Genomic DNA, 23223 nt, shown 5'->3' with positions numbered 1-23223 from the left:
ATGGAAGTGATCGATCTCACGATGGACTGGTCTACGTTCAGTCTTCTGCAGATGAAGGTTTATGAGCGCTGGGCGGAGTTGGAATCACCGAAGACACCTCTCACTTGTTTCCCGTTGCACATCCCTGATGGTCGCAAGCAGTTCCTCGCCGAGTTCACCCGCTGGGGTGAACCGGCATTGTTCGAGGCGGTGGGTCACCTTTGGAACTCGTTGAAGCCGCCAAAGGCGTTTCATGCAGCGGCTATCGCGCAAGCAGCAGGTATAAGCGGATCAGGAAAATCAGTGCTTTCTAAGTTCCTTATGACCATGCTGGTCGAAGCGCTTTCGCTCAGCCTGCCGGTGCCGCAGCCAGAGGCCTTTGAGAGCATGGAGGAGTGGAACGTCGCGACAATTCAGACCTTTGCAGCCGAGCACGCGCACCATGATGATGTTATCGAGAGATATGCCGCCCACATGGAACTGCCGAATGAAGCAGCGATCGCAGATTCTGGACTGGTGATCGTCGGGCCTTGGTCCTCGCCGAATGCTGGCATCACCAAGCGAAGGAGGTCTGTACCACCCGGCCAGCCGACACAGCATAGCCTCTGATCCACAGATCGCTGACATCGCCAGCCCGCACCCACTCATCAGTAGCTATGATCGAATGAACTTCGTTCGCCTGGTGAAAACGCCGTCCCAACCGTAGGTTGGCGTGACGCAATTCGATTCTCAGTTGCTGGAAAACCGTGTTGCGCATGTGCATGGGACGCCCGCGTCCCACCATCGCCTTAAGCGCGTCGCGACGTTCCATCAGTTGAGTGTCTTTCGTAATCAGCTGACTTCTGTAGGCCAGCTTGTGACAAATTGCGCATTTCCATTTGTTATTATAGTATAGATTGAAAGTTGATCGGCTACATTGGGGGCAAATGACTGATCTTCTCCCAGCGTCTACTCCGCTCGGCGCCATCTTCATCGATAGCGTCTCAAGGGCGGTCGTCCCGTTTAGGTGCGGGCTCGTAACGAACGATGCAATTTGTAAAACGTTTGTTTCGATATCAACATCAGAGACGATCAGATGACCAATCGTCCTGCCACTTTGCGAGAAGACACACACCGTGTCGCCATCGAAACGCTCCAGCGCCGCTTTGGCCTGGACCACGTTGAACCTTGGGTAGGCCTCTCGATGGCGAGGAACGCCCTCAGACCGCTCTATCACTGAGCCTCCCTTTTTTATAGTTTCCAGGGTCTCATAGCATTACCTCCTAAATGATAGGGGAAGTACGGGCCAGACGGCCGTTGTCTGCAGCCGCAAGCCGCTTGCGCGAACAACCGTCCCCCACCACATCGCCGGCCATGCTTACCAGGGATCAGTGGCGCCGCTTCATCGACCATCCCGTGGTCGAATGGACGCTGTTCGTAATCGGAGTCCTGCTCCTTGCGATCTCGCCGCTGGTCGGCGCGATACCCGGCCCGGGCGGAGTCCTCGTAGCTGGCCTCGGCCTGGCGCTGGTACTGAAGACCAGCATGTGGGCGAAACGTCGCTACGTCCGCTTCAAGCGCTGGCAGCCGAAGGCGGGACGCTGGACGGACTGGGCACTGCGCCGCCGCTCGGCCAAGCGCCGCGAAGCGCTTCGCGACGGACATGAAGGCGCTGCAGGGAATTGACTTCACGGCAGGGCTTCAGTATCGGCCCACCCGACAGCGGCTGCCCCTTACGGCGGCCCTTTTTCTTTGATTTTAAGGCATGAGCGATGAAGCGCACTTTCCAGCCGAGCAACCTCGTCCGCAAGCGTCGGCACGGCTTCCGCTCCCGCATGGCGACCGTCGGCGGCCGCAAGGTCCTGAACGCCCGCCGCGGGCGCGGGCGCAAGAAGCTCAGCGCCTAATCACGCTCCGTAAACGGGCTGACTTCCTGGCCGCCAACCGCGGCCGGCGTGCGTCGACGCCCGGCTTCATCCTGCTCGTACGGGATCGCGAGGACGCCGATCCGGCGATCCGCGTCGGCTTCACCGTGACCAAGAAGATCGGCGGCGCAGTCGTCCGCAACCGCATGAAGCGCCGCTTCCGCGCCCTCGCTCGCGAGATCCTGCCAGCCAATGGTCTTCCAGGCGCCGATCATGTGATGATCGGGCGCGCCAAGGGCATCGAAAGAGACTTCGCCGCTATGCGGGCGGACCTTGCAAGCGCCTTGGACGGACTGCGCAAATGATCGCTCGCCTGATGATCCTCATCGCCAGGGGCTGGCAAAAGGGGCCTTCGCAGGTCCTTCCGCCAAGCTGCCGGTACCGGCCCAGCTGCTCCGCCTATGCGATTACGGCAATCCAGCGCTATGGCGCCGCTCGGGGCGGCTGGCTCGCCCTCAAGCGCATCCTTCGTTGCAATCCGTGGGGCGGCCAGGGCCCCGATCCGGTACCGTGAGGAACTGACCAGAAGTGAACGACAGCAAGAACCTGATCCTGGCGGTGGTGCTGAGCGCACTCGTTCTGCTCGGCTGGACGTGGGCGACGAACCGGTTTTTCCCGGTCGCCAACCCGCCCAGCACCAAGATCGTCAACGGCAGGCAGCAGCCGGTCCCGCAGCCCCAGGCGAGCCCGACCCTGACGACACCACAGGCAAAGCAGAGCCGGGCCGCAGTGCTCGCCGCCGGGCCGCGGGTGCGGATCAACACGCCGTCGCTTCAGGGCTCGATCAACCTCAAGGGCGCTCAGATCGACGATCTTGTGATGGTCCGTCAGCGGCAGACCATCGCGAAGAACTCCCCGCCCGTGCGCCTCCTGTCGCCGCTAGGCGCGCCGGGCGCCTACATCGCGTCCTTCGGCTGGGCAGCCCAGGGCACTGCAGCGCCGGACCTCAACACCGCATGGACAGCGGACAGTCAGACGCTGACGCCCGGCCATCCGGTGACCTTGACGACGCAGAGTCCCGACGGCGTCCGGTACCAGATGCGAATCGCCGTAGATGACGGCTACCTGTTCACCGTCCAGCAGAGCGCGATGAATGGCTCCGGCAAGCCGGTTACGGTCCGGCAGATCGGCCTCGTCAGCCGCTCGGAACAGTCGGCGGACCCGTCGAGCTGGACCAATCACGTCGGCCCGATCAGCCTGTTCAACGGGAAAGCGTCCTACGACATCGACTGGAAGGACCTCGACAAGGCCGGAAGCGGCGGCCGCAGTTTCTCAGGCGTGAGCGGCTGGCTCGGCTTCACCGACAAATACTGGCTGACCGCCCTTGCTCCGGCAGGGAACGCGGCGATGGCTGCCGACTTCCGTCATTCTCCCTCGGGCGGATACCAGGCGGATTACGCTCTCCCGCCGACCGTCGTTGCTCCGGGCCAGGCGCTGACCACGCAGACACGCCTGTTCGCCGGCGCGAAGGAGAAAGCCTGGCTCGATCGGTACGAGGGCGCGGGCATCCCCAAGCTCTCCAAGTCGATCGACTGGGGCTGGTTCGAATGGTTCATGCGCCCGATCTTCAGCCTGCTGATCTTCCTGTTCCACACCGTCGGCAATTTCGGAGTGGCGATCATCTGCCTGACGCTGATCGTCCGGGCGATCATGTTCCCGGTCGCGCAGAAGCAGTTCCAGTCGATGGCGGCGATGCGGAAGGTGCAGCCGAAGCTCAAGGCGATCCAGGAGAAGTACAAGGACGACAAGCAGCGGCAGCAGCAGGAAACACTGAAGCTGTATCAGACGGAAAAGATCAATCCGGCTGCCGGGTGCCTGCCGATCGTCATCCAGATTCCGATCTTCTACGCCCTCTACAAGGTGCTTCTGGTCTCGGTCGAGATGCGCCACCAGCCGTTCGCGCTGTGGATCAAGGATCTCTCGGCTCCGGACCCCCTGACACCCGTGAACCTGTTTGGGCTACTACACTTCACCCCGCCGCATCTCCTCGCGATTGGTGTCCTGCCGATCCTTGTCGGCTTCACCCAATGGCTCGCAATGAAGCTCAGCCCGCAGGCCGTGGATCCGGCGCAGCAGCAGATTTTCGCGCTGATGCCGTGGTTCATGATCTTCATCTTCGCGCCGTTCGCAGCCGGGCTGCAGCTCTACTACGTCACCAACAACCTGCTGACTCTACTGCAACAATGGTGGCTGTACCGGCGCTTCGACCTGCACCTCAGCGACACGCACCCGGTCAAGACATGAGCGAAGCGAGCGACGACGAGCTGACGGAGCGCGCGCGCAAGCTTTTCGCCGGCCCGATCACGTTCCTGAAGTCGGCCCCCGAGCTCAGGTTTCTGCCCGACCCCGACGTGCCGGAGATCGCGTTCGCCGGCCGGTCCAACGTCGGCAAGAGTTCGCTTCTGAACGCGCTCACCAACCGCAAGGCGCTTGCGAGGACGTCGAACACGCCCGGCCGCACGCAGGAACTGAACATCTTCGACGTCGGCGAGCCGATCCAGATCCGTCTGGTCGACATGCCCGGCTACGGTTTCGCAGAGGCGCCGAAGGACATGGTCCAGCGCTGGCGCTTCCTTGTAAACGATTACCTCCGCGGCCGCCCGGTGCTGAAGCGAGCCTTGGTTCTGGTCGACTCGCGCCACGGCCTCAAAGACGTCGACCGCGAGATCATGGAGATGCTCGACAAGGCGGCGGTCAGCTATCACCTGGTGCTCACCAAGGGGGACAAGGTGAAGGCGGCTGCCCTGACCGATACTCTCGAGGGTACCGCGGCCGAAGCACGCAAGCATCCGGCCGCGCATCCCGACATCTTCACCACGTCGAGCGAAACGGGTAGCGGCATCGCAGAGTTGAGAACGGCAATCCTCGAAGCCGCAACCTCCTAGGGAGCCTGACGTGTTCAAGCTGATCATCGGCAACCGCGCCTATTCCAGCTGGTCGATGCGCGGCTGGCTTGCGGCCAAGCAATCGGGTGAGGAGTTCGAGGAGCTCGTGGTCCCGATGTTCGACGACAAGTGGGAGAAGCGCCGGGAGGGTGACGAGTTCGCCCCATCGCTCGGCAAGGTACCCATCTTGTGGGACGGCGAATGCGTCGTCTGGGACAGTCTGGCGATCATCGAATTCCTGGCCGACCGCGTCGGAAGGGAGCGGTACTGGCCGGAGGAGACCTCGGCTCGCGCAGTGGCGCGGTCGATGTCGGCGGAGATGCACTCGAGCTTCGCAAATCTGCGCCGCGAGCTGCCGATGAACGTGCGCAAAAGCTACGCCGCGAAAGCGCTTACCGACGGTGTTCGCGAGGAAATCGATCGAATCCTGCAGCTTTGGGCGCAAGCGCGCGCGCGTTTTGGCGGAACCGGCGACTTCTTGTTCGGCAGTTGGTGCGCGGCGGACATGATGTACGCGCCGGTCGTCACCCGCTTCGTGACCTACGGAGTCCAGGTGCCGAACTTCGCCGGCGTCTACATGAAGGCAGTTCTATCGCACCCGCACGTGGCGGAATGGATCGACAAGGCCCAGGACGAGCCGTGGGTGATCGACCAGTATGAGGCCGACAAGGCCGCCTAGGGGGCCGCGCAGGGCCCGACGCGGCGGGCATGCACGACGTAACTGAACGGCAGGCCGCCCGAGATGCCCTGCGTCTCGATGTTCAGCGAGCGGGGCGTGACCAGCGTCAGCTTGCTCTGGCCGAAACCGCCGCCCCCACAGGTGTAGCCAAGCACCGTCGTGGTGCCGTCGCTGCTGACGACCTTGCGCGAACAGGACTGATGCCGGTGCTCCACCTGAGCCAGCGTGGTGATGTCCGCGATACACTGGCGCAGCGGCTTGCCGTCGGGCAGCCGCCGCAGCTCCCAGACGCCCGCGCTCGCCTGTGACAGAGCCGCCGGGCGCGGCAGCTCGGTCGGCCCGAACAGCGCGGTTGCGCCTGCAATGAAGGCTAGCCCCAGCCGGATCATGGCATCCTACTTACCACCAAGCGACCCTTCCGAGAAGATTTCAGGCGACCTCGTCCGGAGCGATCGGGAAGCTCGAGGAGCAAAAGGCGCAGTCGACGCGGATCAGGCCGTCGTCGCCGACCATCTCCTGCCGCTCCTCGGCCGGGAAGCGGGCAATCACCGAGCGGACATATTCGGGATCGCAGCGGCAGCCCTTGGCGAGATCGCGCGAGCCCAGCGTCCGGACTTCCTCTTCCTCGTGGAACAGGCGCCAGATGAGGTCGTCGAGCGGCAGTGACGGATCTGTCAGCTCGTCGGGTTTCACCGACCCGCCAAGGATCGCGACGTGCGGCCAGTCGGGGTGATCGAGCCGCGTGTGGAGCCGCTCGCGGCCCTCTTCACCTTCGGGCAGATGCTGAAGCAGCAGGCCGCCGGTCCACCAATGCCCGTCACGCTTCTCGGCGGCGAGCCGCACGAGGCTGGGGATCTGCTCGGACTGGCTGAAATAGCTCTGTGCCGCGTCGGCAAGGCCCTTCCCTTCGAGCGGGACAATCCCCTGGTAGCGCTCCTTGGCCAGCGGCTGGTCGAAGGTGATCGCCAGATAGCCCTTGCCGAAGATCTCCTGCAGCGTCGGCGAGCTCGACAGGCCGGCAACCCGCTCCGGATCGTGCCGCACGTAGCCGCGCAGCGCGCCGCCGAGGTAGTCACAGACGAGGAGATCGACGACACCGCCTTCGGTCTGGGCCTGTACGGTAAGCTGCCCCTCCGGCTCCTTGAGCAGCGACCCAAGCAGCGCGGTCATGGTCACCGCTTCGGCAAGCAGCTTCTCGATCACCGGGGGATAACGGTGGCTGGCGAGAATGGCGTCGATCACGGGCCCCAGCCGCGCGATACGGCCGCGCGCATTCCGCGACGGAATCGCGACGCCGAGCACGACGTCCGTGTTGAGCTGATCTGTAGGCATCCGGGAAAGATAGGTGCTGAGACCGCTATTGAAAGCCCTTGGCGGCGTCGATGGGCCAGTCCGCTCAGCTCGGCGCCGTGCGCCTCCTCGGCCAGGCATGGACGGCATATCCGCGCCCGACCCGTTGCAGACATTCCGTAGGGGCTGACAGAGGCACTCGCCACTACTAGAGGCAGGCAATGGCCCACGTGACGACCTGGTCGTGTCCGAAGCGTCTGGTTTGGGCGGCATTGTTTGCAATGCTCCTGGCGATCCGCTCGCTTGCGCCGGCAGGCTTCATGCCGGCGTTCGATAAGGGCGCGATCACGATCGTCGCATGCCCGGATGCCGGATCCGGCGCGACGGCGCCGATGCAAAGTCACGGCGGCCACAAGAGCCTGCATCAGTCATGCCCATACGCTTCGGTTTCCACGTATGGCGCGCTCGGCCCGCTCGCCGCATTCTCGCTGCCCGCTGCCGAGTTTGCGCTTGTCCTGTTCGTCGCCGGTGCGCTGCTTCTGATTGACCGTGGGGAACGCGCGAGCCGACCGCCTGTAAGGGGGCCCCCAATCCGCGCCTGAACCGACATCATCGCTTCAGCTCAGGCCCGCTCGCCGCGGACAAACGGGATTGGAAATTCAATGAACAGGAATGCTCTCCGCGCCGCGGCTGTTGCCGCCGCTATGTCGCCGATCTTTCTCGCTTCACCGGCGCTCGCATGCGCAAGCTGCGGCTGTACATTGACCGCCGACTGGCTCAGCCAGGGCCTTGCTGCGCAACCCGGCACTACGCTGTCGCTGCGCTATGACTACATTCCGCAGACGCAGCTTCGTTCGGGCACACACAATGTTCGTTTCGATGCGGGAGCGCTCCCCTCTGACCACGAAATCGAGCGCTACACCTACAATCACGTTCTGACCGCGACCGTCGACCACCAGTTCGCGAACGACTGGGGAGTGGACGTGCAGCTGCCGATCCTGGTGCGGCCGCACTCCACCTATGCAGAGGACACGACCGAGCCGAGCTATTCGCGAACCAGGGGCATCGGCGACCTGCGCGTAGTGACACGATGGCAGGGACTGTCGACGCCGGGAACAGTGACGGGCATCGAGGCAGGGTTAGTGCTGCCGACAGGCAAGTTCCGCCAGACTTTCCGGTCCGGTCCCGAGAGAGGCGAGGAGGTCGACCGCGGCCTGCAGCCGGGCACCGGGACCGTGCAGTCCGTGCTTGGCGTCTATCACCTGGGCCCGCTCGCACCGGAACTGGGATACTTCGCCCAGGTGACCGGACAGACGGCGCTGAATCATCGCGCCGGCTACAAGCCCGGCAGCTTCCTGCAGGCATCGGCCGCGTTGAACGTCACCCACTGGCGCAACGTCACACCCCAGCTGCAGCTGAGCTACCGCAAGACGTGGCGCGACAGCGGCCCAGCCTCCGACCGGCCAAACAGCGGTGGCGAGCAGGTCAACATAGCGCCGGGGCTGTCAGCCAAGGTTAGCAGCAAGATTGTGGCTTTCGGCTTTGCCGAGCTGCCCCTCTACAATCGCGTGAACGGGTACCAGCTCATGCCGAAGGTCAAATTATCGGCGGGGCTGCTCTTCCACCTCTAGCGGCCGGCAAGCAGCGGCGTGACGACGCGGTCCAGGGTGGCCGCGTCGATGGTCGAGCGGCCGTCCGCTTTGCTCTGAAACACCAGGCGGCCGCTGCGGTCGTAGACGCGAGTCACTGGAACCGCCTTCGGGATGTCACGACGGGGCATGCGGACGGCGCCGATCCGCGCAACTGGAAAGCTGTAGCGGCCGGTGACGTTGCGCAGCTTAGCCGGCGAGGCGGTCTCGTCGATGGAGATCGCGACCATCTGCAATCCCTGGCCGTGGTGCTGGCGGTAATAGGCGTCGAGCGTCGGCATTTCGACGCGGCATGGCGCGCACCAGGTCGCCCAGTAGTTGATGATGGTCACGTGGCCGGCAGTGTCGACGATATTGCCGTCGAGCGTGCGGACGGATTCAAATGGAGCGGCTGTGGTGATCGCGGCACTCGCCACCATCAGTGGGACAGCAGCAATCCATTCGACGATTCGCATCGCGGGCCTCTGAACTGGTTCGGATGAACTGTCACCTGTCGCTTTCCGTTCGCCGGCTTGCCAGCCCTTGCGGACACCAGTCATCCTTCGAACCGCGCCGGACGATCTAACCGTGAATGGTCTCGCCCCGCTCGAGCATCGCGACGAACTCGGCGATTTTCCTGCCGCGAGTCTCGGGTCGCTTAACTGCGCCGATACGGTAGAGCACCGCGTAGCGGTTTGCGCCCTTCAGCGTCGCGAAGAACTGGGCAGCAGCCGGATTGCTGTCCAGCGCCTGCTGGAGGTCGGACGGGACCTCGGCTGAACTTGCAGGTGCATAGGCGGATTCCCATCGCCCGTCGGCCTTGGCGGCCTCGATCTGAGCCAGTCCCGGTCCTCGCATACGCCCTTCGGCGATCAGCTCGGTCGCTCGCGTCTTGTTGACAAGCGACCATCTGCTCCGAGCCTTCCGCGGTGTGAAGCGGATCAGCCAATGCGCCTCGTCGTACTTGTTGAGCTGACCGTCGATCCAGCCGTAACAAAGTGCTGCGTCGATCGCCTCAGCCTTGCTGACAGTGGCCGTGCCAGCCGCCTTCTTTGCGAACTTGATCCAGGCTCCTGCCGAGTCAGCTTCCTGCTGATCCAGCCACTGTTCCAAACTCCTCGCATCGCGAAAAGTCAGGATCGGCAGACCGTTGAGCTGCTCAACCATTCTCAAGCTGGACAAACGACAGCAATTCGCTGGGGCGATCCACTCAGGCCGCGGCGGCCGGAACCTCATATTCCGCGGCTGCAGCCGAGAGCGTCTCGATGAACTCGCGGATATGGTCTTCCGTGATGTTCAACGGCGGCAGGACGCGCACTACATTGTCGCCGGCTGCGACGGTCAGCAGGCCCTTGGTCCGCAAGTAAGTCACGAAGGCCCGGCTATCCGTCTTCATCTTGATGCCGAGCATCAGCCCGACGCCGCGAACGCTCTCGAACAAATGGTCGTGGTTGGGGATCATCTGCTCCAGCGCCGAGCGCAGGCGCTCGCCCTTGGTGCGGACCTCGGCGAGGAATTCGTCAGTGGCAACAACGTCGAACACCGCCTGCCCCGCCGCCATCGCCAGCGGGTTGCCGCCGTAGGTGGAGCCGTGGGTGCCGATCACCATGCCCGCAGCGGCCTTCTCGGTCGCCAGGCACGCGCCCATCGGAAAGCCGCCCCCAATGCCCTTGGCCGAGGCCATGATGTCCGGCTCGACCCCGTAATGCTCGTAGGCATAGAGATGACCGGTGCGCGCGACGCCGCACTGGACCTCGTCGAAGATCAGCATCAGGTCGCGCTCGTCGCAGGCGGCGCGGAGCCCTGCCAGGAATTGGTGGCTGGCGGGCCGAATGCCGCCCTCGCCCTGGATCGGCTCGACCAGGAAACCGGCAGTATTCTCGTCGATCGCTGCAAGCGCCCCGTCGAGGTCGTCGAAATCGACGACGGTGAAGCCCGTCAGCAGCGGCGCGAATCCGTCGCGAAGCTTGGCCTGATCGGTGGCGCTGATCGTCGCCATCGTCCGTCCGTGGAATGCGTTCGAGAAGGTGATGAGGTTGTGCTTGTGCGGGTTGCCCTTGGCATAATGGTAGCGTCGCGCGGTCTTGATCGCGCACTCCACGGCCTCGGCGCCCGAATTGGTGAAAAACACCGTGTCGGCGAACGTCAGGTCGACCAGACGCTGGGCGAACGCCTCGCCTTGCGGACTGCCGTACAGGTTCGACACGTGGATCAGCGTCGCCGCCTGCTTCTGGATGGCTTGCGTCAGGTGCGGATGGCCGTGGCCAAGCAGGTTGACCGCAATGCCGGCCGCGAAATCCAGGTACCGCTCGCCCTCTTCGCCATAGAGATAGACCCCCTCGCCGCGAACCGGACGGACCGGCGAGCGCGGGTAAACGGGCATGAGCGGCGTGATGGCCATGGGTGCTTGGCTCCTGCAAATGGCGATGGTGCGAGGCGGCACGAGGCCGCCCGAGCGCCTATAGCCAGACGGGCAACAAAGGGCAAAACGGCCGCGCTTCGGCCAAAGGAAAGGCGCCCCGGATTGCTCCGGAGCGCCTCCCTTGCAGCACTGCTAGTGCTTATTAGCGGCGCCAGCGACGGTTGCCGCGATCGTAGTCGGAGTAGCGGCGGATCTCGTAGCGAACGCGCTGGATGCGCTGCTCGATCTGCTGGGCCTCCCACGGGGCGACGCCGCCGCGGCCGCTGCGACGAGCCGCGATCTGGACGTTGCGCAGGTCACGGCGAAGGTCGATCGCTTCCGCACGGGTCAGTCGGCCCGAACGCGCCAGCTGGTCCATCTGTCGATACATCTGGTCGATCTGGCGATCCCAGCGCTCGACGTTGCGATAGCCGCCGTTGTAGCCGCGGTGCCACTGCACCGGGTAGGCCTGGGCGCCGCCGTAGAACTGCGCTGCGGCAGGAGTCGCGAACGCGAGTGCAGTACCGGCAGCAGCAAGAGAAATAAGCAGTTTACGCATCACGACTTCTCCTTTGGTGAGCAAGTTGATGTGCTCCTTATGGTCGAGAACGCTTGAGGTGATGCTGAACGCGACCGTTATCGCCCGTTCAATTAGGTTAATTCATTAAGCCACTGGAATGTTTAGTTCTTGATCTTCCACCCAGCTTTCAGCAGCGCATAGCATAGCGCCCAGAGTGCGATGTTGATGACCAGCAGCGATATGCCGCCGATTAGCAGCGGCGAATCGCTGGCGCCGAGGAAGCCGGCGCGGAAGCCCGAGATCACGTAGAAGAACGGATTGGCGTGGCTGATCGCGCGGAACGTCGGGGCGAGCTGCCGCACCGAATAGAAGGTGCCGCTGAGCAGAGCCAAGGGCGTGACGACGAAGTTGGTGACGGCCGCAGCGTGGTCGAACTTGTCCGCCCAGATCGACGTCAGCAGGCCCAAAAAGGCAAGCAGCAGCGAGCCCATCAAACCGAACCACAGCACCAGCGCCGGGTGGCGGACGTCGACCGAGACGCCCGGCCAAAGCAGCATGACGAGCCAGACTGCGAACCCGACCAGGAAGGCCCGCGTGACTGCGGCGCCGACAAGCGCGGAGATCAGCTCGCCCGTGGACAAGGGCGGCATCAGGTAATCGACGATGTTGCCCTGGATCTTGCCGACCAGAAGCGAGAAGCTCGCGTTGGCGAAGGCGTTCTGGATCATCGCCATGACGATAAGGCCCGGCGCGATGAAGTCGGCGAACGGTACGCCGAGCACCGTGCGCCCGGCCCGGCCCAGCGCGACAGTGAAGATGGCAAGATACAGCAAGGTGGTGATTGCCGGTGCCCACACGGTTTGCATCTGCACCTTGAAGAACCGCCTGACCTCCTTGATATAAAGGGTCCTGAGGCCTCCCCAGTTTACGCCCGTGAGCAACGGCTCGCCGGGTGGACGCTGGATCCAAGGTGCAGCTTGAGCCGATGATCGGCTCGTCGCCTCGGTCCTGTGGGGCTGGTCGTTCACCGTCGGGCCGACTATCGGCTGCGGCACCGTCCCGCAAGCGGCCCGCCGCGCAAACTGGAGCGAATTCTACGATGTCATGGACTGATGAGCGGATCGACCAGCTCAAGAAGATGTGGGCCAACGGCGCGACCGCAAGCCAGATCGCGGACGAACTTGGTGGAGTCAGCCGCAATGCGGTGATCGGCAAGGCGCACCGCCTCGGACTGGAGCAGCGTCCCTCGCCGGTGAAGCCGGGCGACGAGAAGGACAAGCCGGTTGCCGAAGCTGCTCCAGCCGCAGCGCCGCCGGCGCCGGCTCCAAAAGCGCCGCGCGCCGACCCTGCCCCGCGCGCCGCAAGTCCGGCGCCGGCCGGTGCACCCGCTGCAACCACGCCGCAGCGCACGACCGGAGAAATCCAGTATCGGTCAATTGGTCCCGGCGGCTTCATCCGCCAGGGTCCTGGCGAGCAGCAGGCGCCCATCCCGCCGGCACCGCCGCGGCGCCTGGTACCGGCCAAGCCGAGCCCCGAAGTCGCCGACAAAACGAGCCTGCTCGACCTCAACGACCGCATCTGCAAGTGGCCGATGGGTCATCCGGGCGAGCCGGACTTCCACTTTTGCGGTCAGCAGGCGAACCCGGGCTTCCCTTATTGCGTGCAGCATTGCGGAGTTGCCTATCAGGCGCAGCTTCCGCGCCGCGACCGCAGGCCGCCGCCGCCGCTGCCGTTTGGCGGACCGCGCGTCCGCTAGACGTTCCGGGCCGGCCGATTTCGCCCGCTCCTAGCTCAACTGGATAGAGCGTCGGGCTTCGAACCCGAAGGTTGGGGGTTCGAGCCCCTCGGAGCGGGCCAGAAGTTGCCGACGGTCCATCAGACAATCATCGGCGAATCCTCAGGCAATCATCATTCCCGTCGAACGCGACGCCGCGCACCACGTGCGGCGTTGGCCCCGCTCTCTGCGGCGTCACCTGACCAAAGGAGAGTTCGATGCGTAAACTGCTCATCTCGATCGCTACCGGGGCGCTGCTTTGCGGAACGCCCGCGCTTGCCAATCACGTATTGCACCTGGACGATCCGTTCCCGTCGCGTGGTGCGTGCGAAGCCGAGCGCGCGTCGCTCAGCAACGACGACGACTTCCTGATCGACCAGTTCCCGCAGCTCTTTTCGAGCGAGGGCGAAGTCCGGAGCTTCCTCAACCGTGCCTTCACCTGCGAGCAGCGGGGCGACGGCCAGTGGTACATCACCGACCACCGGCTGGAAGTGCTCGACAGCGACTGGTTCAAGCGCCGGCTGTAGCGGCACGCGCGTGCCATCATCTCGTACGCCAAAGAAAAGCCCCGGAGCAGCGCTCCGGGGCTCCTCATTCAAGCGTCAGCCGGTGAGCTTAGGCGTGCTCGGCTTCCGCATCGACCGTCTGCTTCGAGGCAGACTGGTCGCCGCCGCCGATCGCGGAGCGCTCGTTCTGCTGCGATCCGCCGACGCTGATCTTGCGCGGCTTCATCGCCTCGGGGATCTCGCGAACGAGGTCGATCGCCAGCATGCCGTCCTTGAGGTCGGCGCCGCGCACCTGGATGTGGTCGGCAAGCGCGAAGCGCCGCTCGAACGAACGGTTGGCGATCCCGCGATAGATGAAGTCGCCGTCCTTGCTCTCGCTCTCGTCAGCCTTTCGCCCGGAGACGATCAGGACATTCTGCTGGGCGGTGATGTCGATTTCTTCAGGCTTGAACCCAGCCACCGCAAGCTGGATGCAATAGTCGTTCTCGCCCTTCTTGATGAGGTCGAAGGGCGGATAATTTTCCTGGGTCTGCCCGAACGAGCTGTTCTCGAGCATGTCGAACAGGCGGTCGAAGCCGACCGTGGAACGCCGGAATGGCGAAAAGTCGAAAGCACTACGCATGTTGATGTCCTCCATTTTGAGCGACTGGCGGAGCGGAGGCGCGCGTGCGGGCGGCTTCGCCCCGTCGCCGGACCCGTCATGGCGCCCGGCAGGCGCTGATTTGGATTCGCCTTCGCGCTTTTCAAGACCTGTGGAAAACCTGTCGCCGCGCGCTTGGCACTGCTGAAAGCCGGGTCCTATACCCGCCAGCGAATGTCCGACCTCTTCACCTCCGCCGCAACTTCAACGCCCGACAGCTACGACGCCTCTTCAATTGAGGTCCTCGAAGGGCTCGAGCCGGTCCGTCGCCGCCCGGGCATGTATATCGGCGGCACCGACGACCGAGCGCTTCACCACCTCGCCGCCGAAGTCATCGACAACTCGATGGACGAGGCCGTTGCCGGGCACGCCAACCGGATCGAGGTCGTGCTCGACAAAGGGAACAGGCTGACAGTCGTCGACAACGGCCGGGGCATCCCGGTCGACCCGCACCCGAAGTACCCTGGCAAGTCGGCGCTCGAGGTGATCATGACGACGCTGCACTCGGGCGGTAAGTTCGAGGGCAAGGCGTACAGCACGTCGGGCGGCCTCCACGGCGTCGGCGTCAGCGTCGTCAACGCGCTCTCGACCGAGACCGTCATCGAAGTCGCGCGCGACAAGAAGCTCTACCGCCAGGCCTTCGCAAGGGGCCACGCGACCTCGAAGCTCGAGGAAGTGGGCGCCGCGCCCAACCGCCGCGGGACCAGCGTCTGCTTCACCCCGGACCCGGAGATTTTCGGCGCCGACGCCGCCTTCAAGCCCGAGCGCCTCTACAAGCTCGCCCGCTCGAAGGCCTATCTCTTCGCCGGCGTCGAGATTCGCTGGCGCTGCGATCCGTCGCTTGCCACGGCGGACGTTCCCGAGACCGCGGTGTTCCAGTTCCCGGGCGGCCTCGCCGACCACCTCGCGGAGCAGATCGGCGACCGGCCGACCGTCACGAACCAGCCCTTTACGGGCCGCCAGGACTTCCCGCCCGATCCCTCTGGCCAGCCGCAGGGCAGCGCCGAGTGGGCGGTCGGCTGGCCGCTCTACAGCGACGGCTCCGAAAGCTACTACTGCAATACCATCCCGACGCCGGACGGCGGCACCCACGAGGCGGGCCTTCGCGCGGCGCTCACCAAAGGCATTCGCGCTTTCGGCGATCTGGTCGGCAACAAGCGCGCCAAGGACATCACCGCCGACGACGTGATGAACGGCGTCGAGCTGATGCTCAGCGTCTTTATCCGCAACCCGCACTTCCAGAGCCAGACCAAGGACCGCCTCACGAGCCTCGAAGCGGCCCGCTTCGTCGAGGCAGCCGTCCGCGATCACTTCGACCATTACCTGGCCGACAATATGGACCGGGGCCGCGCGTTGCTCGGCAACATTGTCGAGCGGATGGAGGAGCGCCTCAAGCGCCGCGCCGAGCGAGAGGTTCAGCGCAAGACCGCCACCTCCGCCCGCAAGCTGCGCCTGCCCGGCAAGCTCACCGACTGCGCGAACGACGACGCCAACGGTACCGAGATCTTCATCGTCGAGGGCGACAGCGCCGGCGGCTCCGCCAAGCAAGCGCGCAACCGCAAGACGCAGGCCATCCTTCCGATCCGCGGCAAGATCCTCAACGTTGCTTCGGCGACCGCCGAGAAAATCCGCGCCAACAGCGAAATCGCCGATCTCCAGCTCGCGCTCGGCTGCGGCATCCGCGACAAGTGGAGCGAGGACGCGCTCCGCTATGAGCGCGTGATCATCATGACGGATGCCGATGTCGACGGCGCCCACATTGCCACGCTGCTGATGACCTTCTTCTTCCAGGAAATGCCCGAGCTGGTCCGGCGCGGGCACCTGTTCCTCGCCCAGCCGCCGCTCTACCGGCTCACGGCAGGCGCCAAGACCCTCTACGCCCGCGACGACGCTCACCGCGCCGAGCTCGAAGCCGCGGAGTTCAAGGGCAAGAAGGTCGAGGTAAGCCGCTTCAAGGGCCTCGGCGAGATGAACCCGAACCAGCTCAAGGAGACCACCATGGACCCGGCGACCCGGTCCATGCTCCGCGTCACCCTGCCCGCCGCCTACGAGGACCGCCAGCCGGTGAAAGATCTGGTCGAGCGCCTGATGGGCCGCAATCCCGAGCACCGGTTCGAGTTCATCCAGTCGCGCGCCTCGGCGATCGATGAAGAAGAGATCGACGCCTGACCGCGAATTAACTTCAGGCTAATCCAGGTGAGAGACGCGGCGGCCTGATAGTCCCAGTGATTTGAATCACTTAAGGGGCGAACTGGTGATCGACGATCGCGGCTATTACCGGAGACGGATCGAGCAGGAGCAGCGCGCGGCCAAGGCGGCGAGCAGCGCTCTCGCGCAGGAAATCCACCTCGAGCTGGTCGAGCTTTACGCAACGCAGCTCCGCTTGCTGGAAGGGCCCGGCACGGCGCCACTCGATGAAGCAGCAAACCCCTGGACGTCCGAGCCCCCGGCGGCTTCCTGAGTGCTGCCGCTTAGCTCTCGATGCTGACGACATCGCGGAAGTAGATGGTGTCGAGCACCGCGCCGCTTAGGTCCTCGATATCGACCCGGTGGCTGAGGACGATTCGCCCGTCGGTCTTCATGAGTTCGCCGATCAGCCCGCGCGCCTGCTCGCGAGCGGTCTCGCGCGCCGCCTCGAGGTCCGGCAGTTCGAACCCTTCCTCGTCTGGAACATCGATGTCGCAGATGAGGTGGAAATAGAACCGCACGGCGCCACTCAAGCGCCATTCGCGAGCCGATGGTTCCGCCCTCCTAACCTCGATCAGTGAATCCACACACAGACCTTTTGCCGTGTCGCTTCTGGGAACCGCAAACCTTGATTTATGTTGCTGGCTACAGACGCATGATGTGGAAAAGATAGGTTCATCAGGCGGGACTAATGAGCACTCGAGAAATTCCTCCAATCAACTGGCTGACCACCAAGCTGGCGCGTATCAGCCACCTCGACGCGGAGGACCGGGCCCGCCTGTCGGGGCTGACCCTCCGGGTGGAGTCGGTGCCACGCTGGCGCCATCTCGTGAACGAGGGTGAAGAGCCGGAGCAATGCTGCCTGCTCGTGACCGGCTTCGCCTGCCGCTACAAGGAAGCGGTCACCGGCTCGCGGCAGATCGTCTCATTCCATCTTCGCGGCGACCTGCTCGACGTCCAGCACCTGCTGCTCGCCCGCGCCGACCACAGCGTCCAGGCGATCACGGAAGCAAGCGTTGCCTGGATCCCGAAGCCGGAGCTGGTGCGCCTCGCCTGGGAACGGCCCAACGTCGGCCGCGCCCTGTGGCGCGACTCGCTGATCGACGCGTCGATTTTCCGCGAATGGGTGCTCAACGTCGGCCGCCGCGACGCGCGGTCGCGGATCGCTCACATGCTGTGCGAATTCGTCGCCCGCTGCGAGGCCGCGGGGCTCGGCACGGCCGACGGTTTCCGCCTGCCAATGACTCAGGAGCAGATCGCCGACGCGACCGGCCTCACCACCGTCCACGTCAACCGCACGTTGCGGGCGCTCGACGAAGCCGGCGCAATCGACCGCACAGGTAAGCAGTTCCGGATCATCGATTGGCCGCTGCTCTGCACGATCGGCGACTTCGACCCGGCCTACCTGCACGCCGCCGCCTGAGCGTTCGCGCCGAGGCTACTCGCGGACGAGGCTACTCGCGGACGACCACCACGTCCCTGAAGTGGACGGTGCCAATGTCGTCATTGATCTCGTCGGTCACCTCGATGCGGTGCGCGAGTACCAGGCGGCCCTCCCGTACGCTTTCGGCCGCCATCTCGCGCGCCATGTACGCCGCCTTCTGCAGGGCGACCGCGGCGTTCGGAAGATGGACGCCCTCCTTGTCGAGGATCGTCTCGTCGTTGAACAGATGAAAGTAGTAGAGGGGCACGGCTGTTAAACGGCAGGTGAGGGAGACAAGTTGCACACCTTGCACCTCCGCAACGGTGTCTGCGCCACGGCGGGACGCTATTGCGGCTCGGGGATGATGTTCACCGCGTGCTTCAGCGGCAGCGAATAAACGATTTCGCCATCCTCCCTTTGCGCATCGATGCGATAGCGGAAGTCGATGACGCCGTTGCGGACGTCCCCGGCGATCAGGTCCCGGGCAGTGATCATCACGTGCGTGCGCAATGTTTCCATGTCGGGAAACTCCTGCCCGTCCGGATCCAGGAGTTCGTCGGTACTGTCGCGCAAATGCATGAAATATCGGGTCATCGAGACGCTCGCTCCGGGTAGGGCGGGAGCGCACGCGGTCTCTCAGCCGTCGAAGCCGAAAAGCGTTATCGACGATGGCTAACCTGTATCATGGCGAAATCGCTAAATCTATGTAAGTCGAAGATTTATTTCCCAAGCTGACGACAGCGCAACATACCTCTGTTAAGGTGAGGCCATCGCCGGACGGATATACCGGGCCACGGCGACTGAGAGTGACTTTTGCTCCCGCCCCGATTTCGCGCTGGGAGCTTAACTTGGACAACCATCCGCCGCCGCCTGCGCGCCCGAACGCTCTGGAGCCGCTCGTCGTCAAACTCGAATACTGGCACCACCTCGACGCCGAGGACCGCGCCGGGATCCTCGCGCTGCCCCACTCGATCAAGACGATGGAGGCGAACCACTACATCGTTCGCGAATTCGACCGGCCGTCCCATTCGTGCCTGATGCTTTCCGGCTTCGCGGTCCGCCACAAGATCGTCGCCGGCGGTGCCAGGCAGATCGTCTCCATCCACATGCGCGGGGAACTCGTCGACCTGCAGAACTCGCTCCTTGGAACCGCCGATCACAGCGTCCAGATGCTGACCACCGGCAAGGTGGCAATGATCCCCAAGGAAGCCATCAATCGGCTGATCGAGCAACGTCCCGCGGTCGGCCGCGCCATGTGGCACGACACGCTCGTCGACGGTTCGATCTTCCGCGAGTGGATCGCCAACGTCGGCCGTCGGGACGCACGGACGCGCATCGCTCACGTGCTGTGCGAATTCTCGCTGCGGCTCAAGGTCGCCGGCCTCGGCGAACACACCAACTACGACATGCCGATGACGCAGGAGCAGCTCGCCGATGCGACCGGCCTGACGGCGGTTCACGTCAACCGCACCATCAAGGGTCTTGAAGCGGACGGCCTCATCGAACGCATCCACCCGCGCTCGATCACGATCGGCGACTGGCGCAAGCTGGCCGAGACCGGCGACTTCAACAGTTCCTACCTGCACCTCCAGGACCACGAGCCCGCGCTGCGTTGATTTAGGCCAAGGCCGCAAAGCGAACGCATTTAGGTCTGGCGGCACCCACCTCCTTTAATGCAGGCGGCGGGTTGCGGCCCTAATCTGCAGCGTGGCGGACAAAGCACCGGAAACCCCGAAGCAGCGAAAGCAGCGCATCTCTCGCATCGAACGCCAGATCGAAGAGTATCTGGCGGAGCACGGATTCAGCAAGGTGCTGGACCGACGGCCGATGCCGCCGGTAGACTAATTGCGTCCGGAGCGGCTCGCTTCGCAGGCCCGGGAACTGAACCGCTCGTCCCCTATTCCTTCGCAATGACCAACTCCGTGGCATTTCTCTTCGACCTCGACGGCACGCTCGTCGACAGCGTCTATCAGCACGTCCGCGCCTGGCATCTCGCGCTGCGGGACGCCGGAATCGAGCTCTCGATCTGGCGCATCCACCGCAAGATCGGGATGAGCGGCGGCCTCTTCACCCACCAGCTGCTGCGCGAGATCGGCCGCGAAGTGGACGAGACCACAATCGAGCGCCTTCGCGACCGCCATGCCGAAATTTATCTCTCCCTCAAACAAGAGGTGACGCCGCTCCCGGGCTCCGTCCAGCTCCTCCACGCGCTCACGCAAGCGGACCTGCCCTGGGCCATTGCGACCAGCGGGCGGATGAAGACCGCCGAGCCGAACCTTCGCGCCCTCGGCCTCGATCCGGAGACGGCAACCGTCGTCACCCGCGACCAGGTCCGCTACGCCAAGCCCGACCCCGACCTGTTCGTCGAGGCGGCGCGCCGCCTTGGTACGGAGATCAGGGGCTCATACGTGATCGGCGACAGCATCTGGGACATGCTCGCCGCGGCACGCTGCGGAGCGCTGGGAATCGGGCTTTTGTCCGGCGGCTACGGCACCCACGAGCTTGAGCGCGCCGGAGCACTGCGGGTCTACGACGATCCAGCCGACATGCTCGCGCATCTGGACGAGCTTGCCCCCCGTCCCCGCGACTGAGCTGATGCGGGCGCGTAACTTCCTTGAACGCAAGGCGTTCGGGACTAGGTAACTGCTGATGCGGCCGTTCGTTCGGCTCACTGGAGATGAGGTAAGCCAATGATGAAGACGCGTCTTTCGCGCTCGACCATGCTGCGCGCCGGCGGGTTCGCCGCACTCGGCTTGGCGCTCGCTTCGCCAATCGCCTTGACCATTCCCACCCCGGCCTCCGCGCAGCGCCTGGGCGATGCCGGGGCAGACGTTGCCGACTTCTACCGCGGACGCGGCGGCCAGCCGTTGTGGTTCTCGCCCCGGTCCGGCGCCGCGGCCCAGCAACTGGTCCAGCTGCTTTCGACCGCTCGTGCCGACAACCGCGACCCCAAGCGCTACCGGGCCGGCGCCGTGGTCGGCGCCCTTCGGGCCGCCGCCAGCGGCAACCCGGAAGCGGTGCGCCGCGCCGACATGATGCTCAGCCAGGCTTTCGTTGCCTACGTCCGCGACCTCAAGCGCGATCCGAATGTCGGGATCATCTACGTCGACCCGGAACTGCGCCCGGCGCCGCCATCCGCGCAGGCGATCCTGCAGCAGGCCGCGTCGGCGCCGTCGCTCGCCGAACACGTCGGGCAAATGCAATTCATGAACCCGATCTACGCCTCCCTCCGGCAGGCGCTTGCGAGCCGCATTTACAGCAACAGCCGCGAGTATCGGAAGCTCGTCCTCAATCTCGAACGCGCGCGGGCGCTGCCGTCCGGTCGGGGCCGCTACGTCATCGTGAACCCGCCCGCGGCGCGCCTCTACATGTATGAGAATGGCCGCGTTGTGGACTCGATGCGCGTCGTGGCAGGCCGGCCGGGCCAGATTTCCGAAACACCGATGATGAACGCCTTCGTACGGTATGTGGCGCTGAACCCTTACTGGAACTCGCCGCCTGACATCACCGCGCGCAAGCTCGCCCCCAAGGTCCTGCTGCGCGGCCGTGCCTATCTCAACCAGCAGGGTTACGAGGTCGTCGACCAGTTCGGTCCGGGTGCCCGCGTGCTCAATCCGATGTCGGTCGACTGGAAGGGCGTCGTCGCCGGCCGCGTGCAGGTCAACCTGCGCCAGAAGCCGGGCCCTGCGAACTCGATGGGCCGCATGAAGTTCATGTTCCCCAACGTCCAGGGCATCTGGCTGCACGACACGCCCGAAAAGGAAAAGATCGAGGAAGCGGCCCGGCTGCAGAGCAACGGCTGCGTCCGCCTCGAAGACGCGCGGCGGCTGGAGCGCTGGCTGTTCAACGGCCGTGCCCCCAACCCGAAGGGTGCAAGGCCCGAGCAGAAGGTCACTCTTCCGGCGCCTGTGCCGCTCTACATCACCTATCTGACCGCCGTGCCGAGCGGGACCTCCATCGTCTATTTCGACGACTTCTATGGCAAGGACGACGCCCAGATGCGCTCGATGCGGATGGCCAGCCTTTAGGCCGGACCACGCCGACTAGCGCGATCCGAACCCGGTCAGGACCGTCTTGATGGTCCGGAACAGGATCAGCACGTCGAGCCAGGGCGAGAAATATTTGATATAGTAGAAGTCGTACTGAAGCTTGCGGTGCACTTCCGCGACTTCGGCGACATGGCCCTGGTTGACCTGCGCCCAGCCCGAAATGCCGGGCTTCACCACGTGGCGATAGCGATAGAACGGCAGCTCGCTGGTATACCAGATGGAGAGCACCTCGGCTTCCGGCCGCGGACCGATCCAGCTCATCTGCCACTTCAGGATGTTGATGATCTGCGGCAGCTCGTCAATCCGCAGTGTCCGCAGCACCTTGCCGACAGGCGTGATCCGGTCGTCGTCGTCGGCCGTCATCGCCGCCGCCCGTTCGTCCTCCACGTCGACGGTGCGCATGGTGCGGAACTTGTAGACCGTAATGCGCTTGCCGGCGTGGCCGACCCTGGTCTGGCGGAACAGGACCGGGCCGGCACTGTCGAGGCGGATCGCGGCGGCTACAACGATCGCCACCGGCAGGACGATTGGCAGCACCGCAACCGCGAACAGGAAGTCGATCAATCCCTTGAGATGGAAGTAGCCACGGGCGGGAAGCAGCGAACCGAAGCTATTCTCCGACAGGTGCTCGAGCTCGACCCGGCCGGTGAGCGATTCGCCAAGCTGCTTGACCTGATAGACGATCCGGCTCGCCAGCGCGGCGTCGGCCAGGAACGCCTCCCACTCGTCCGGGAGGTCGGCGGAAAAATCGGCGACGATCGCGTGGCATCCGCGCGCATCGTGCAGCCTGGGCCGTGTGAGCGTGAACCAGTCGACCCCGGGGATCGACTTGAGCGGCCCGACCGCCCCGAACGGCACGATCGCGAAGCGCCGGCGGACGTTGCGCTCGGCATAGACATAGACCGCATAAAGCCAGGCGATGTGGAGCAGGATCCCGATCGCCAGCGCGACGCGGTCGTACGGCAAGCGAGTCAGCACGAACCAGACCAGCATCGCCCCGTGTCCGCTGCAGGCCGACGGCAGGATCACATAGGCGCGGCGGATGCCCGGATAGGTCTCGATTGATAGCCGCATCCACAAGGCGATGCCGACAGCGATCATGTTGGCGATCAGCGTGTTGATGCTCGCCGGCTCGAACATCTCGCCCGGAAGGAACGGTCCGCGCAGGCTCCACGGCAGCAACGCGCCAAGCACCAGCGCGCCAGCGAACTGAAAGCGTTTGCGGTGAATGAATGAGCGCGGGCGCGGGGCGGACAGTCCCCGGGGTGAGGATCTGGACGCCTTGTTTGCCGGCCCGAGCTTGCGCGGCAGATCGTTCATGTCGCCACACTATACGCTGTTTCTGCCGTTCCGGAGGC

Annotated in this window: 31 protein-coding genes and 1 tRNA gene; 20 read left to right on the top strand and 12 right to left on the bottom strand. The window is 64.5% G+C overall.

The window, feature by feature from the left end; all coding sequences use genetic code 11:
• From ACUXST_RS02065 to ACUXST_RS02030, 8 genes are all read left to right on the top strand, one after another.
• Entirely contained in the window at positions 1 to 588 is a 588-nt protein-coding gene (locus tag ACUXST_RS02065) for a hypothetical protein (RefSeq protein ID WP_458388287.1), read from the top strand.
• A 744-nt stretch (positions 589 to 1332) separates the two neighbouring features.
• Positions 1333 to 1644 carry a hypothetical protein gene (locus ACUXST_RS02060; RefSeq protein WP_458388286.1) on the top strand — a complete coding sequence of 104 codons (312 nt, stop codon included), beginning with the start codon at positions 1333 to 1335 and terminating at the stop codon, positions 1642 to 1644.
• An 86-nt stretch (positions 1645 to 1730) separates the two neighbouring features.
• Complete coding sequence (gene rpmH / locus ACUXST_RS02055; RefSeq protein WP_028970824.1) at positions 1731 to 1865, top strand: 50S ribosomal protein L34; 135 nt, start codon at positions 1731 to 1733, stop codon at positions 1863 to 1865.
• Entirely contained in the window at positions 1865 to 2188 is a 324-nt protein-coding gene (rnpA, locus tag ACUXST_RS02050; RefSeq protein ID WP_458388991.1) for a ribonuclease P protein component, read from the top strand. The genes rpmH and rnpA overlap by 1 nt, the downstream gene beginning before the upstream one ends.
• The gene (gene yidD, locus ACUXST_RS02045) at positions 2185 to 2397 is read left to right on the top strand and encodes a membrane protein insertion efficiency factor YidD (protein ID WP_458388285.1); all 213 of its coding nucleotides are present in this window, start codon (positions 2185 to 2187) and stop codon (positions 2395 to 2397) included. The genes rnpA and yidD overlap by 4 nt, the downstream gene beginning before the upstream one ends.
• Before the next feature lie 14 nt (positions 2398 to 2411).
• Complete coding sequence (gene yidC, locus ACUXST_RS02040) at positions 2412 to 4127, top strand: membrane protein insertase YidC (RefSeq protein ID WP_458388284.1); 1716 nt, start codon at positions 2412 to 2414, stop codon at positions 4125 to 4127.
• On the top strand, positions 4124 to 4768 hold the full coding sequence (gene yihA / locus ACUXST_RS02035; protein WP_458388283.1) for a ribosome biogenesis GTP-binding protein YihA/YsxC: 645 nt from the start codon (positions 4124 to 4126) through the stop codon (positions 4766 to 4768). The genes yidC and yihA overlap by 4 nt, the downstream gene beginning before the upstream one ends.
• Positions 4769 to 4778: 10 nt before the next feature.
• Complete coding sequence (locus ACUXST_RS02030) at positions 4779 to 5447, top strand: glutathione S-transferase family protein (RefSeq protein WP_458388282.1); 669 nt, start codon at positions 4779 to 4781, stop codon at positions 5445 to 5447.
• Here ACUXST_RS02030 and ACUXST_RS02025 read toward each other — a convergent pair.
• Both ACUXST_RS02025 and hslO read right to left on the bottom strand, forming a co-directional pair.
• A complete protein-coding gene (locus tag ACUXST_RS02025; RefSeq protein WP_458388281.1) occupies positions 5444 to 5836 on the bottom strand; it encodes a hypothetical protein in 393 nt (130 codons plus the stop codon). The two genes, ACUXST_RS02030 and ACUXST_RS02025, sit on opposite strands and share 4 nt — an antisense overlap.
• 40 nt (positions 5837 to 5876) lie before the next feature.
• Positions 5877 to 6779, bottom strand: coding sequence for an Hsp33 family molecular chaperone HslO (gene hslO / locus ACUXST_RS02020; protein ID WP_458388280.1), 903 nt, complete (start codon positions 6777 to 6779; stop codon positions 5877 to 5879).
• A 188-nt stretch (positions 6780 to 6967) separates the two neighbouring features.
• On the opposite strand from hslO, the gene ACUXST_RS02015 reads away from it, so the two are divergent.
• Together ACUXST_RS02015 and ACUXST_RS02010 are read left to right on the top strand one after the other, a co-directional pair.
• Positions 6968 to 7339: a DUF2946 family protein gene (locus ACUXST_RS02015; protein WP_458388279.1), complete on the top strand. Its 372-nt coding sequence runs from the start codon at positions 6968 to 6970 to the stop codon at positions 7337 to 7339.
• A 60-nt stretch (positions 7340 to 7399) separates the two neighbouring features.
• A complete protein-coding gene (locus ACUXST_RS02010) occupies positions 7400 to 8368 on the top strand; it encodes a hypothetical protein (RefSeq protein ID WP_458388278.1) in 969 nt (322 codons plus the stop codon).
• Here the strand turns inward: ACUXST_RS02010 and ACUXST_RS02005 are convergent.
• The 5 genes from ACUXST_RS02005 to ACUXST_RS01985 all read right to left on the bottom strand — a co-directional run bounded on the left by ACUXST_RS02005 (position 8365) and on the right by ACUXST_RS01985 (position 12314).
• Positions 8365 to 8841, bottom strand: a complete 477-nt coding sequence (locus ACUXST_RS02005; RefSeq protein ID WP_458388277.1) for a TlpA family protein disulfide reductase — start codon at positions 8839 to 8841, stop codon at positions 8365 to 8367. The genes ACUXST_RS02010 and ACUXST_RS02005 overlap by 4 nt on opposite strands.
• Positions 8842 to 8947: 106 nt before the next feature.
• On the bottom strand, positions 8948 to 9532 hold the full coding sequence (locus ACUXST_RS02000) for a YdeI/OmpD-associated family protein (protein WP_458388276.1): 585 nt from the start codon (positions 9530 to 9532) through the stop codon (positions 8948 to 8950).
• A gap of 43 nt (positions 9533 to 9575) precedes the next feature.
• Entirely contained in the window at positions 9576 to 10766 is a 1191-nt protein-coding gene (locus ACUXST_RS01995) for an acetylornithine transaminase (RefSeq protein WP_458388275.1), read from the bottom strand.
• A 163-nt stretch (positions 10767 to 10929) separates the two neighbouring features.
• The gene (locus tag ACUXST_RS01990) at positions 10930 to 11325 is read right to left on the bottom strand and encodes a hypothetical protein (protein ID WP_458388274.1); all 396 of its coding nucleotides are present in this window, start codon (positions 11323 to 11325) and stop codon (positions 10930 to 10932) included.
• A 122-nt stretch (positions 11326 to 11447) separates the two neighbouring features.
• A complete protein-coding gene (locus ACUXST_RS01985; RefSeq protein WP_458388273.1) occupies positions 11448 to 12314 on the bottom strand; it encodes an ABC transporter permease in 867 nt (288 codons plus the stop codon).
• A 71-nt stretch (positions 12315 to 12385) separates the two neighbouring features.
• Between ACUXST_RS01985 and ACUXST_RS01980 the strand changes: the two genes are divergently transcribed.
• The 3 genes from ACUXST_RS01980 (at position 12386) to ACUXST_RS01970 (ending at position 13587) form a co-directional block, all read left to right on the top strand.
• Positions 12386 to 13042 carry a GcrA family cell cycle regulator gene (locus tag ACUXST_RS01980; protein ID WP_458388272.1) on the top strand — a complete coding sequence of 219 codons (657 nt, stop codon included), beginning with the start codon at positions 12386 to 12388 and terminating at the stop codon, positions 13040 to 13042.
• A 24-nt stretch (positions 13043 to 13066) separates the two neighbouring features.
• Positions 13067 to 13143: transfer RNA gene (locus tag ACUXST_RS01975), tRNA-Arg, on the top strand.
• A gap of 135 nt (positions 13144 to 13278) precedes the next feature.
• Complete coding sequence (locus ACUXST_RS01970; RefSeq protein ID WP_458388271.1) at positions 13279 to 13587, top strand: hypothetical protein; 309 nt, start codon at positions 13279 to 13281, stop codon at positions 13585 to 13587.
• Between the two features lie 88 nt (positions 13588 to 13675).
• Here ACUXST_RS01970 and ACUXST_RS01965 read toward each other — a convergent pair whose 3' ends face one another.
• A complete protein-coding gene (locus ACUXST_RS01965) occupies positions 13676 to 14188 on the bottom strand; it encodes an Hsp20 family protein (protein ID WP_458388270.1) in 513 nt (170 codons plus the stop codon).
• 192 nt (positions 14189 to 14380) lie between these two features.
• Here ACUXST_RS01965 and parE point away from each other — a divergent pair, with 192 nt between their 5' ends.
• Complete coding sequence (gene parE, locus ACUXST_RS01960; protein WP_458388269.1) at positions 14381 to 16375, top strand: DNA topoisomerase IV subunit B; 1995 nt, start codon at positions 14381 to 14383, stop codon at positions 16373 to 16375.
• Between the two features lie 85 nt (positions 16376 to 16460).
• On the top strand, positions 16461 to 16667 hold the full coding sequence (locus ACUXST_RS01955) for a hypothetical protein (RefSeq protein ID WP_458388268.1): 207 nt from the start codon (positions 16461 to 16463) through the stop codon (positions 16665 to 16667).
• 10 nt (positions 16668 to 16677) lie between these two features.
• Here the strand turns inward: ACUXST_RS01955 and ACUXST_RS01950 are convergent, their stop codons facing one another.
• Positions 16678 to 16914, bottom strand: a complete 237-nt coding sequence (locus ACUXST_RS01950) for a DUF6894 family protein (protein ID WP_458388267.1) — start codon at positions 16912 to 16914, stop codon at positions 16678 to 16680.
• A 170-nt stretch (positions 16915 to 17084) separates the two neighbouring features.
• On the opposite strand from ACUXST_RS01950, the gene ACUXST_RS01945 reads away from it, so the two are divergent.
• Entirely contained in the window at positions 17085 to 17816 is a 732-nt protein-coding gene (locus ACUXST_RS01945; protein ID WP_458388266.1) for a Crp/Fnr family transcriptional regulator, read from the top strand.
• 31 nt (positions 17817 to 17847) lie between these two features.
• Here the strand turns inward: ACUXST_RS01945 and ACUXST_RS01940 are convergent, their stop codons facing one another.
• Entirely contained in the window at positions 17848 to 18084 is a 237-nt protein-coding gene (locus tag ACUXST_RS01940) for a DUF6894 family protein (RefSeq protein ID WP_458388265.1), read from the bottom strand.
• Between the two features lie 77 nt (positions 18085 to 18161).
• Positions 18162 to 18410, bottom strand: coding sequence for a DUF6894 family protein (locus ACUXST_RS01935; RefSeq protein ID WP_458388264.1), 249 nt, complete (start codon positions 18408 to 18410; stop codon positions 18162 to 18164).
• A gap of 254 nt (positions 18411 to 18664) precedes the next feature.
• Here ACUXST_RS01935 and ACUXST_RS01930 point away from each other — a divergent pair, with 254 nt between their 5' ends.
• The 4 genes from ACUXST_RS01930 to ACUXST_RS01915 all read left to right on the top strand — a co-directional run bounded on the left by ACUXST_RS01930 (position 18665) and on the right by ACUXST_RS01915 (position 21844).
• Positions 18665 to 19432 carry a Crp/Fnr family transcriptional regulator gene (locus ACUXST_RS01930; RefSeq protein ID WP_458388263.1) on the top strand — a complete coding sequence of 256 codons (768 nt, stop codon included), beginning with the start codon at positions 18665 to 18667 and terminating at the stop codon, positions 19430 to 19432.
• Between the two features lie 91 nt (positions 19433 to 19523).
• Entirely contained in the window at positions 19524 to 19661 is a 138-nt protein-coding gene (locus tag ACUXST_RS01925) for a hypothetical protein (protein WP_458388262.1), read from the top strand.
• Between the two features lie 77 nt (positions 19662 to 19738).
• On the top strand, positions 19739 to 20407 hold the full coding sequence (locus ACUXST_RS01920; RefSeq protein WP_458388261.1) for an HAD family hydrolase: 669 nt from the start codon (positions 19739 to 19741) through the stop codon (positions 20405 to 20407).
• A 99-nt stretch (positions 20408 to 20506) separates the two neighbouring features.
• Positions 20507 to 21844 (top strand): L,D-transpeptidase scaffold domain-containing protein, encoded by a 1338-nt coding sequence (locus ACUXST_RS01915; protein ID WP_458388260.1) that lies wholly within the window; start codon positions 20507 to 20509, stop codon positions 21842 to 21844.
• Positions 21845 to 21859: 15 nt separating this feature from the next.
• Here the strand turns inward: ACUXST_RS01915 and ACUXST_RS01910 are convergent, their stop codons facing one another.
• Positions 21860 to 23185, bottom strand: a complete 1326-nt coding sequence (locus tag ACUXST_RS01910) for a sugar transferase (RefSeq protein ID WP_458388259.1) — start codon at positions 23183 to 23185, stop codon at positions 21860 to 21862.
• Positions 23186 to 23223: the final 38 nt, after the last annotated feature.

The sequence above is a fragment of the Sphingomonas sp. F9_3S_D5_B_2 genome (assembly GCF_054263715.1).
Note: the sequence above shows the minus strand (reverse complement) of the source record. Positions and strands in the feature narration are given on the sequence as shown.

Bases quoted from the DNA above. Each gene is read 5' to 3' on its own strand.
- ACUXST_RS02065 (WP_458388287.1), top strand. From the start codon at position 1: ATGGAAGTGATCGATCTCACGATGGACTGGTCTACGTTCAGTCTTCTG.
- ACUXST_RS02060 (WP_458388286.1), top strand. From the start codon at position 1,333: ATGCTTACCAGGGATCAGTGGCGCCGCTTCATCGACCATCCCGTGGTC.
- rpmH (WP_028970824.1), top strand. From the start codon at position 1,731: ATGAAGCGCACTTTCCAGCCGAGCAACCTCGTCCGCAAGCGTCGGCAC.
- yidD (WP_458388285.1), top strand. From the start codon at position 2,185: ATGATCGCTCGCCTGATGATCCTCATCGCCAGGGGCTGGCAAAAGGGG.
- yihA (WP_458388283.1), top strand. From the start codon at position 4,124: ATGAGCGAAGCGAGCGACGACGAGCTGACGGAGCGCGCGCGCAAGCTT.
- ACUXST_RS02025 (WP_458388281.1), bottom strand. From the start codon at position 5,836: ATGATCCGGCTGGGGCTAGCCTTCATTGCAGGCGCAACCGCGCTGTTC.
- hslO (WP_458388280.1), bottom strand. From the start codon at position 6,779: ATGCCTACAGATCAGCTCAACACGGACGTCGTGCTCGGCGTCGCGATT.
- ACUXST_RS02010 (WP_458388278.1), top strand. From the start codon at position 7,400: ATGAACAGGAATGCTCTCCGCGCCGCGGCTGTTGCCGCCGCTATGTCG.
- ACUXST_RS02005 (WP_458388277.1), bottom strand. From the start codon at position 8,841: ATGCGAATCGTCGAATGGATTGCTGCTGTCCCACTGATGGTGGCGAGT.
- ACUXST_RS02000 (WP_458388276.1), bottom strand. From the start codon at position 9,532: ATGGTTGAGCAGCTCAACGGTCTGCCGATCCTGACTTTTCGCGATGCG.
- ACUXST_RS01995 (WP_458388275.1), bottom strand. From the start codon at position 10,766: ATGGCCATCACGCCGCTCATGCCCGTTTACCCGCGCTCGCCGGTCCGT.
- ACUXST_RS01990 (WP_458388274.1), bottom strand. From the start codon at position 11,325: ATGCGTAAACTGCTTATTTCTCTTGCTGCTGCCGGTACTGCACTCGCG.
- ACUXST_RS01980 (WP_458388272.1), top strand. From the start codon at position 12,386: ATGTCATGGACTGATGAGCGGATCGACCAGCTCAAGAAGATGTGGGCC.
- ACUXST_RS01970 (WP_458388271.1), top strand. From the start codon at position 13,279: ATGCGTAAACTGCTCATCTCGATCGCTACCGGGGCGCTGCTTTGCGGA.
- ACUXST_RS01965 (WP_458388270.1), bottom strand. From the start codon at position 14,188: ATGCGTAGTGCTTTCGACTTTTCGCCATTCCGGCGTTCCACGGTCGGC.
- parE (WP_458388269.1), top strand. From the start codon at position 14,381: ATGTCCGACCTCTTCACCTCCGCCGCAACTTCAACGCCCGACAGCTAC.
- ACUXST_RS01945 (WP_458388266.1), top strand. From the start codon at position 17,085: ATGAGCACTCGAGAAATTCCTCCAATCAACTGGCTGACCACCAAGCTG.
- ACUXST_RS01935 (WP_458388264.1), bottom strand. From the start codon at position 18,410: ATGACCCGATATTTCATGCATTTGCGCGACAGTACCGACGAACTCCTG.
- ACUXST_RS01915 (WP_458388260.1), top strand. From the start codon at position 20,507: ATGATGAAGACGCGTCTTTCGCGCTCGACCATGCTGCGCGCCGGCGGG.
- ACUXST_RS01910 (WP_458388259.1), bottom strand. From the start codon at position 23,185: ATGAACGATCTGCCGCGCAAGCTCGGGCCGGCAAACAAGGCGTCCAGA.